At 54.5% G+C, this 7,606-nt stretch carries 6 protein-coding genes and 1 tRNA gene; all 7 read left to right on the forward strand.

Annotated features, from left to right (window positions below; translation table 11 throughout):
• The first annotated feature begins 232 nt into the window (after nt 1-232).
• The 7 genes from mltB to APU02_RS04845 all read left to right on the forward strand — a co-directional run bounded on the left by mltB (nt 233) and on the right by APU02_RS04845 (nt 7,569).
• Nucleotides 233-1,312, forward strand: a complete 1,080-nt coding sequence (gene mltB, locus APU02_RS04815) for a lytic murein transglycosylase B (protein ID WP_060569429.1) — start codon at nt 233-235, stop codon at nt 1,310-1,312.
• 201 nt (nt 1,313-1,513) lie between these two features.
• Nucleotides 1,514-2,011 (forward strand): nicotinamide-nucleotide amidase, encoded by a 498-nt coding sequence (pncC, locus tag APU02_RS04820; RefSeq protein WP_060569425.1) that lies wholly within the window; start codon nt 1,514-1,516, stop codon nt 2,009-2,011.
• A gap of 92 nt (nt 2,012-2,103) precedes the next feature.
• Complete coding sequence (gene recA / locus APU02_RS04825) at nt 2,104-3,165, forward strand: recombinase RecA (protein WP_042288561.1); 1,062 nt, start codon at nt 2,104-2,106, stop codon at nt 3,163-3,165.
• Between the two features lie 114 nt (nt 3,166-3,279).
• On the forward strand, nt 3,280-3,780 hold the full coding sequence (recX, locus tag APU02_RS04830; RefSeq protein WP_060569426.1) for a recombination regulator RecX: 501 nt from the start codon (nt 3,280-3,282) through the stop codon (nt 3,778-3,780).
• 215 nt (nt 3,781-3,995) lie between these two features.
• Nucleotides 3,996-6,623, forward strand: coding sequence for an alanine--tRNA ligase (gene alaS / locus APU02_RS04835; RefSeq protein WP_060569427.1), 2,628 nt, complete (start codon nt 3,996-3,998; stop codon nt 6,621-6,623).
• A gap of 363 nt (nt 6,624-6,986) precedes the next feature.
• A complete protein-coding gene (gene csrA / locus APU02_RS04840) occupies nt 6,987-7,172 on the forward strand; it encodes a carbon storage regulator CsrA (protein WP_000906486.1) in 186 nt (61 codons plus the stop codon).
• A 304-nt stretch (nt 7,173-7,476) separates the two neighbouring features.
• Nucleotides 7,477-7,569 (forward strand) — tRNA-Ser (locus APU02_RS04845).
• Nucleotides 7,570-7,606: the final 37 nt, after the last annotated feature.

Below are 7,606 nucleotides of genomic sequence, written 5' to 3' on the forward strand. Positions count from 1 at the left end.
CAATTGGTGATTTATTTTAATCAGATTGAAAGATTTAAAAGTGTTATTTTGATCTCAAAATGAAAGTAAAATATTTTAAATTGAAAGTTTATGTGCGAATCGGAACAGAAAAAGAAGGAGTAAAGGGGGCGAACAGGTAAATTATGTGAAGGAGCGCGTCTCGCGCTTCCTTGTGGGACGGAGGATGCTTTACCATACTTCCCTCTGGCTGAATCTGGTTAATGGATGTCACATGTTCAAGCGTCGTTATGTAGCGTTATTTCCCCTTTTTGTGTTACTGGCTGCCTGTAGCAGCAAACCGAAACCGCAAGAGACTCAAACGACCACCGGGACGCCGTCTGGCGGCTTCCTGCTTAAGCCTCAGCACAATGTCATGCAGATGGGCGGCGATTTTGCCAATAACCCCAATGCGCAGCAGTTCATCGATAAGATGGTCAGCAAACATGGCTTTGATCGCCAACAGTTGCAGGAGATCCTGTCGCAGGCGAAACGCCTGGATTATGTGCTGCGCCTGATGGACAGGCAGGCGCCGACCACGCAGCCGCCAGCCGGCCCTAACGGCGCATGGCTGCGTTATCGCAAACAGTTCATAACGCCGGATAACGTGCAAAACGGCGTGGCATTCTGGAATCAGTATGAAGATGCGCTCAACCGCGCCTGGCAGGTGTATGGCGTGCCGCCGGAAATCATTGTCGGCATTATCGGCGTGGAAACCCGCTGGGGCCGCGTAATGGGGAAAACGCGCATTCTTGACGCGCTGGCGACGCTCTCCTTCAACTATCCGCGCCGCGCGGCGTATTTCTCTGGCGAGCTGGAAACCTTCCTGTTGATGGCGCGCAACGAACAAGACGATCCGCTGGATCTGAAAGGGTCTTTCGCCGGGGCCATGGGTTACGGTCAGTTTATGCCGTCGTCCTATAAAGAGTACGCGGTGGACTTTAACGGCGACGGCCATATCAATCTTTGGGATCCGGTCGATGCCATCGGCAGCGTAGCGAACTACTTTAAAGCACACGGCTGGGTGAAAGGCGATACGGTGGCGGTGATGGCCAACGGTCAGGCGCCGGGACTGGCCAATGGCTTCAAAACAAAATACAGCGTGTCGCAGCTTGCCGCCGCGGGCTTAACGCCGCAGCAGCCGTTGGGTAACCATCGCGAAGCAAGCTTGTTACGTCTGGATATTGGCACCGGGTATCAGTACTGGTACGGCCTGCCAAACTTCTACGCGATTACCCGTTACAACCATAGTACCCATTATGCGATGGCGGTCTGGCAGTTAGGACAGGCGGTAGCGCTGGCGCGGGTCCAGTAATCGTCCTGGCTGCCGGATGGCGGCCCTGACAACTTATCCGGCTAACCCGGCTTGCTGTTGGCCGGATAAGGCAATGCTGTCTCCGCCTGTTAAACCTGGACGTTTTTTCTGAATCCCCCTCGTAAAATCATCACCTCGTCCCCATCTCGGGTGGGAAAGTGCTATCTTGTCCGGCAGGATTTTTAACTGACAGAGGCCGAAATGACTGACAGTGAACTGATGCAGTTAAGCGAACAGGTCGGAATGGCGTTAAACGCGCGCGGCGCGACGGTGACAACAGCGGAATCCTGTACGGGCGGCTGGGTGGCGAAGGCCATTACGGATATTGCTGGCAGCTCCGCCTGGTTTGAACGCGGTTTTGTCACTTACAGTAATGAAGCGAAAGCGCAAATGATCGGCGTACGGGAAGAGACGCTTGCCCAACATGGCGCGGTCAGTGAACCGGTGGTAGTAGAAATGGCGATAGGCGCGCTGAAAGCCGCCCGCGCTGATTATGCGGTTTCAATCAGCGGCATTGCCGGGCCGGATGGCGGCAGTGAAGAGAAGCCCGTCGGCACTGTCTGGTTCGCTTTCGCCAGCGCGCGCGGAGAGGGGATTACCCGGCGGGAATGCTTCAGTGGCGACCGCGATGCCGTGCGGCGACAGGCGACCCTCTATGCGTTACGAACGCTGTGGCAACAATTTCTACAAAACACTTGATACTGTATGAGCATACAGTATAATTGTTTCAACAGTACAGAATTCACTATCCGGTTAAGCGCAAGCGGAACCCGGCATGACAGGAGTAGTTAATGGCTATCGACGAAAACAAACAGAAAGCGTTGGCGGCAGCACTGGGCCAAATTGAAAAGCAATTTGGTAAAGGCTCCATCATGCGTCTGGGTGAAGACCGCTCTATGGATGTGGAAACCATCCCGACCGGATCGCTTTCTCTGGATATCGCACTCGGCGCGGGCGGTCTGCCAATGGGCCGTATCGTCGAAATCTACGGGCCGGAATCTTCCGGTAAAACCACCCTGACGCTGCAGGTGATTGCCGCTGCGCAGCGTGAAGGGAAAACCTGTGCGTTTATCGATGCGGAACATGCGCTGGATCCAATCTATGCGCGCAAGCTGGGCGTTGATATTGACAACCTGCTGTGTTCTCAGCCGGACACTGGCGAACAGGCGCTGGAAATCTGTGATGCGCTGGCGCGCTCTGGCGCTGTAGACGTTATCGTTGTCGACTCCGTCGCGGCCCTGACGCCGAAAGCGGAAATCGAAGGTGAAATCGGCGACTCTCACATGGGCCTCGCGGCGCGTATGATGAGCCAGGCGATGCGTAAGCTGGCGGGTAACCTGAAGCAGTCCAACACGCTGCTGATCTTCATCAACCAGATCCGTATGAAAATTGGCGTTATGTTCGGTAACCCGGAAACCACAACCGGGGGGAACGCGCTGAAATTCTACGCCTCTGTTCGTCTGGACATCCGCCGTATCGGCGCGGTGAAAGAGGGCGATAACGTGGTGGGTAGCGAAACCCGCGTGAAAGTGGTGAAGAACAAAATCGCCGCACCGTTCAAACAGGCAGAGTTCCAGATCCTCTACGGTGAAGGCATCAACTTCTATGGCGAACTGGTTGACCTGGGCGTCAAAGAGAAGCTGATTGAGAAAGCCGGTGCTTGGTACAGCTACAACGGTGAGAAAATCGGGCAGGGTAAAGCGAATGCGACCGCCTGGTTGAAAGAAAACCCGGCTACCGCGAAAGAGATCGAGAAAAAGGTTCGCGAGCTGCTGCTCAACAACCAGGACTCAACGCCAGATTTCTCCGTTGATGACGGTGAAGGTGTTGCAGAAACCAACGAAGATTTTTAATCTTCAGGCGACCGTAAGCCGGATCGCGCGAAGCCGCCATTCGGCAAAAGGTTAAGTTACATTCAAGGGCTGCATTTATGCGGCCCTTTTGCATTGCTGAATCTGAAGGGAGTTATGAGCGAACCGACACCACGCCGACCCGTTTATGCCCGCCTGCTCGATCGCGCTGTCCGCATTCTGGCTGTGCGCGATCACAGCGAGCAGGAGTTACGCCGCAAACTGGCCGCGCCGGTCATGGGGAAAAACGGCCCCGAGGAGATTGAGGCCACGGCAGAGGATTACGAACGGGTGGTAGCCTGGTGCCATGAGCACGGGTATCTGGATGACAGCCGCTTCGTTTCGCGCTTTATCGCCAGCCGTAGCCGGAAAGGGTATGGCCCGGCGCGCATCCGCCAAGAACTCAACCAGAAAGGCATTGCCCGGGAAGCTGTCGAAAAGGCGCTGCGCGAATGTGAAATTGACTGGTGTACCCTCGCGCGCGATCAGGCTACCCGCAAATACGGCGAACCGCTGCCCGCGGCATTTTCAGAAAAGGTAAAAATACAGCGCTTTCTACTCTATCGCGGCTATCTGATGGAGGATATCCAGGAGATATGGCGAAATTTTGACGATTGAGCGCATACGGGATTTTACTTCCCACTAAAGAAAACTTATCTTATTCCCACTTTTTCCGTTCGGGCGTGGGTTGCTTTGCGGTAACCTGCGTTCGCGACGAATATTCCTTAAATACACAACGTCATTCAAGCCGCATTAGGGCGGCAGGCGAGGAAGCTCGCAGCCAGTACAGAGGCGGTTTGAAAGATGACGTGTAGCTTGATTTCAGGATAATTATGAGCAAGAGCACCGCTGAGATCCGTCAGGCGTTTCTCGACTTTTTCCATAGTAAGGGACATCAGGTAGTTGCCAGCAGCTCCCTGGTACCAAACAATGACCCCACTTTGTTGTTTACCAACGCCGGGATGAATCAGTTCAAGGATGTTTTCCTTGGCCTCGACAAGCGTAATTATTCCCGCGCGACCACTTCCCAGCGCTGCGTGCGCGCGGGCGGTAAGCACAATGACCTGGAAAACGTCGGTTACACTGCGCGTCACCACACCTTCTTCGAAATGCTGGGCAACTTCAGCTTCGGCGACTATTTCAAACACGATGCCATCCAGTATGCATGGGAACTGCTGACCGGTGAAAACTGGTTCGCCCTGCCGAAAGAGCGCCTGTGGGTGACCGTCTATGAAACAGACGACGAAGCCTATGAAATCTGGGAAAAAGAAGTCGGTATTCCACGCGAACGCATTATTCGCATTGGCGACAATAAAGGTGCGGCCTATGCGTCCGACAACTTCTGGCAGATGGGTGATACCGGTCCATGCGGTCCGTGCACCGAGATCTTCTACGACCACGGCGATCACATTTGGGGGGGGCCTCCGGGCAGCCCGGAAGAAGACGGCGATCGCTATATTGAGATCTGGAATATCGTCTTTATGCAGTTTAACCGCCAGGCTGACGGCACAATGGAGCCGCTGCCGAAGCCGTCAGTCGATACCGGTATGGGGCTGGAACGTATTGCCGCGGTTCTGCAACACGTTAACTCGAACTATGAAATCGACCTGTTCCGCACGCTGATTGAGGCGGTGGCGAAAGTGACCGGCGCCGCCGACCTGAGCAACAAGTCGCTGCGCGTTATCGCCGACCACATTCGTTCCTGCGCATTCCTGATCGCCGATGGCGTGATGCCGTCGAACGAAAACCGCGGCTACGTGCTGCGCCGCATCATTCGTCGTGCGGTGCGCCATGGCAACATGCTTGGCGCGAAAGAGACGTTCTTCTACAAGCTGGTCGGTCCGCTGATTGACGTCATGGGATCGGCGGGTGAAGAATTGAAGCGTCAGCAGGCTCAGGTTGAGCAGGTGCTGAAAACCGAAGAAGAGCAATTTGCCCGTACTCTGGAGCGCGGTCTGGCGCTGTTGGACGAAGAACTGGCGAAGTTGACGGGCGACACGCTGGACGGTGAAACGGCTTTCCGTCTGTACGATACCTACGGCTTTCCGGTTGACCTGACGGCAGACGTTTGCCGCGAGCGCAACATCAAAGTGGATGAAGCGGGTTTTGAAGCGGCGATGGAAGAACAACGGCGTCGCGCCCGTGAAGCCAGCGGCTTTGGCGCTGACTATAACGCGATGATCCGCGTAGACAGCGCATCTGAGTTTAAAGGCTACGACCATCTGGAACTGAACGGCAAGGTCACCGCACTGTTTGTGGATGGCAAAGCGGTTGACGCAATCAACGCCGGTCAGGACGCGGTTGTGGTTCTGGACCAGACGCCATTCTATGCCGAGTCCGGCGGTCAGGTTGGTGATAAAGGCGAACTGAAAGGCGCAGGCTTTGCCTTTGCTGTCAGCGACACGCAAAAATATGGTCAGGCGATCGGTCATCTCGGCACGTTGTCTGCGGGTTCTCTGAAAGTGGGCGATGCAGTACAGGCTGACGTGGACGAAGCGCGTCGCGATCGTATTCGTCTGAATCACTCGGCGACGCACCTGATGCACGCCGCGCTGCGCCAGGTTTTGGGCACGCACGTTGCGCAGAAAGGTTCGCTGGTGAACGACAAACTGCTGCGTTTTGATTTTTCTCATAACGAAGCGATGAAACCGTCGGAGATTCGTGCGGTCGAAGATCTGGTGAATGCGCAGATCCGCCGTAACCTGCCGGTGGAAACAAATGTGATGGATCTGGACGCCGCTAAAGCGAAAGGCGCGATGGCGCTGTTTGGTGAGAAATATGACGAGCGTGTTCGCGTGCTGAGCATGGGCGATTTCTCTACCGAGCTTTGCGGTGGTACGCACGCCAGTCGCACCGGTGACATTGGCTTGTTCCGTATTGTTTCCGAGTCGGGTACCGCAGCGGGCGTTCGTCGTATCGAAGCGGTAACGGGTGAAGGCGCCATTGCTTCCGTTCACGCTCAAAGCGATCGTTTAAGCGAAATTGCGCATCTGCTGAAGGGCGACAGCCAGAATCTGGGCGATAAAGTTCGTTCCGTACTGGAACGTACCCGTCAACTGGAGAAAGAGCTTCAGCAGCTGAAAGAACAGGCTGCCGCGCAGGAAAGTGCGAATCTTTCCAGCAAGGCGGTTGATATCAATGGCGTTAAGCTGTTGGTGAGTGAGCTTGCCGGCGTCGAGCCGAAAATGTTGCGTACCATGGTTGATGATCTGAAAAATCAGCTGGGTTCCACCATTATCGTGCTGGCTACGGCGGCAGAAGGTAAGGTTTCTCTGATTGCTGGCGTGTCTAAGGACGTGACCGACCGTGTCAAAGCAGGGGAACTGGTAGGTATGGTCGCTCAGCAGGTGGGCGGTAAGGGTGGTGGTCGTCCGGACATGGCGCAAGCCGGTGGTACGGACGCGGCTGCTCTGCCTGCAGCGTTAGCCAGTGTGCAAGCCTGGGTCAGCGCAAAACTATAAAATATATACACAAAATCATTCATGCTACGTCAAGGCGGCAAGTGAATGCGTCCCGGGAGCGAACAGCGAGTAGGCGACCGGGGGAAATGCGCGCTGCCAACGCAGAGGCAGCTTGAAGGATGAGGTGTATAAGCGTTAGCCGATGCCGCGGACAGGTACTCCGCGGCGTTTGCATCAACGTTGTCGACAACGATAAAGTCAGGTTGAAGTTGTGTATATCGGCTAAACTTAGGTTTAACAGAATGTGATGCCGTGACTGCTTACATGTAATGTGTTTGTCATCGCTTACTTTTTGGCGTTATATGATGGATAATGCCGGGATACAGAGAGACCCGACTCTTTTAATCTTTCAAGGAGCAAAGAATGCTGATTCTGACTCGTCGAGTTGGTGAGACCCTCATGATTGGCGATGAGGTCACCGTGACAGTTTTAGGGGTGAAGGGCAACCAGGTACGCATCGGCGTAAACGCCCCGAAAGAAGTTTCTGTCCATCGTGAAGAGATCTACCAGCGTATCCAGGCTGAAAAATCCCAGCAGTCCAGTTACTAAGGTTTCCGCGTCTCATCTGGATGGGTGAGACGCAACCTGTCCTTCCTGTGTTTTCCTTGTTTTCTATCTCTATCATCTGAGCGTGTTCCTGGGGTTGTCGGGGCAGCCAGAGTCCATGTAAACCGATTTGTTTGTTGATAAAACACCCTTTTTGCCGTTTTTGCAGACTAATTGAGCGTGAAGTGTGCAAACGATAAAAGCGCAGGAAAAATTGTTTGACTTATAAGTCCCAGAAAGTAATATGTGCGCCACGCAGCGACGATGAGCAGAAACATGTTCTTCGACGCACTCGTAAGAGGCGTGTGGTGAGGTGGCCGAGAGGCTGAAGGCGCTCCCCTGCTAAGGGAGTATGCGGTCAAAAGCTGCATCCGGGGTTCGAATCCCCGCCTCACCGCCATTTGCATCCGTAGCTCAGCTGGATAGAGTACTCGGCT

The organism is Citrobacter sp. 50677481, assembly GCF_001463265.1.
GTDB classification, from domain to species: domain Bacteria; phylum Pseudomonadota; class Gammaproteobacteria; order Enterobacterales; family Enterobacteriaceae; genus Citrobacter_A; species Citrobacter_A sedlakii.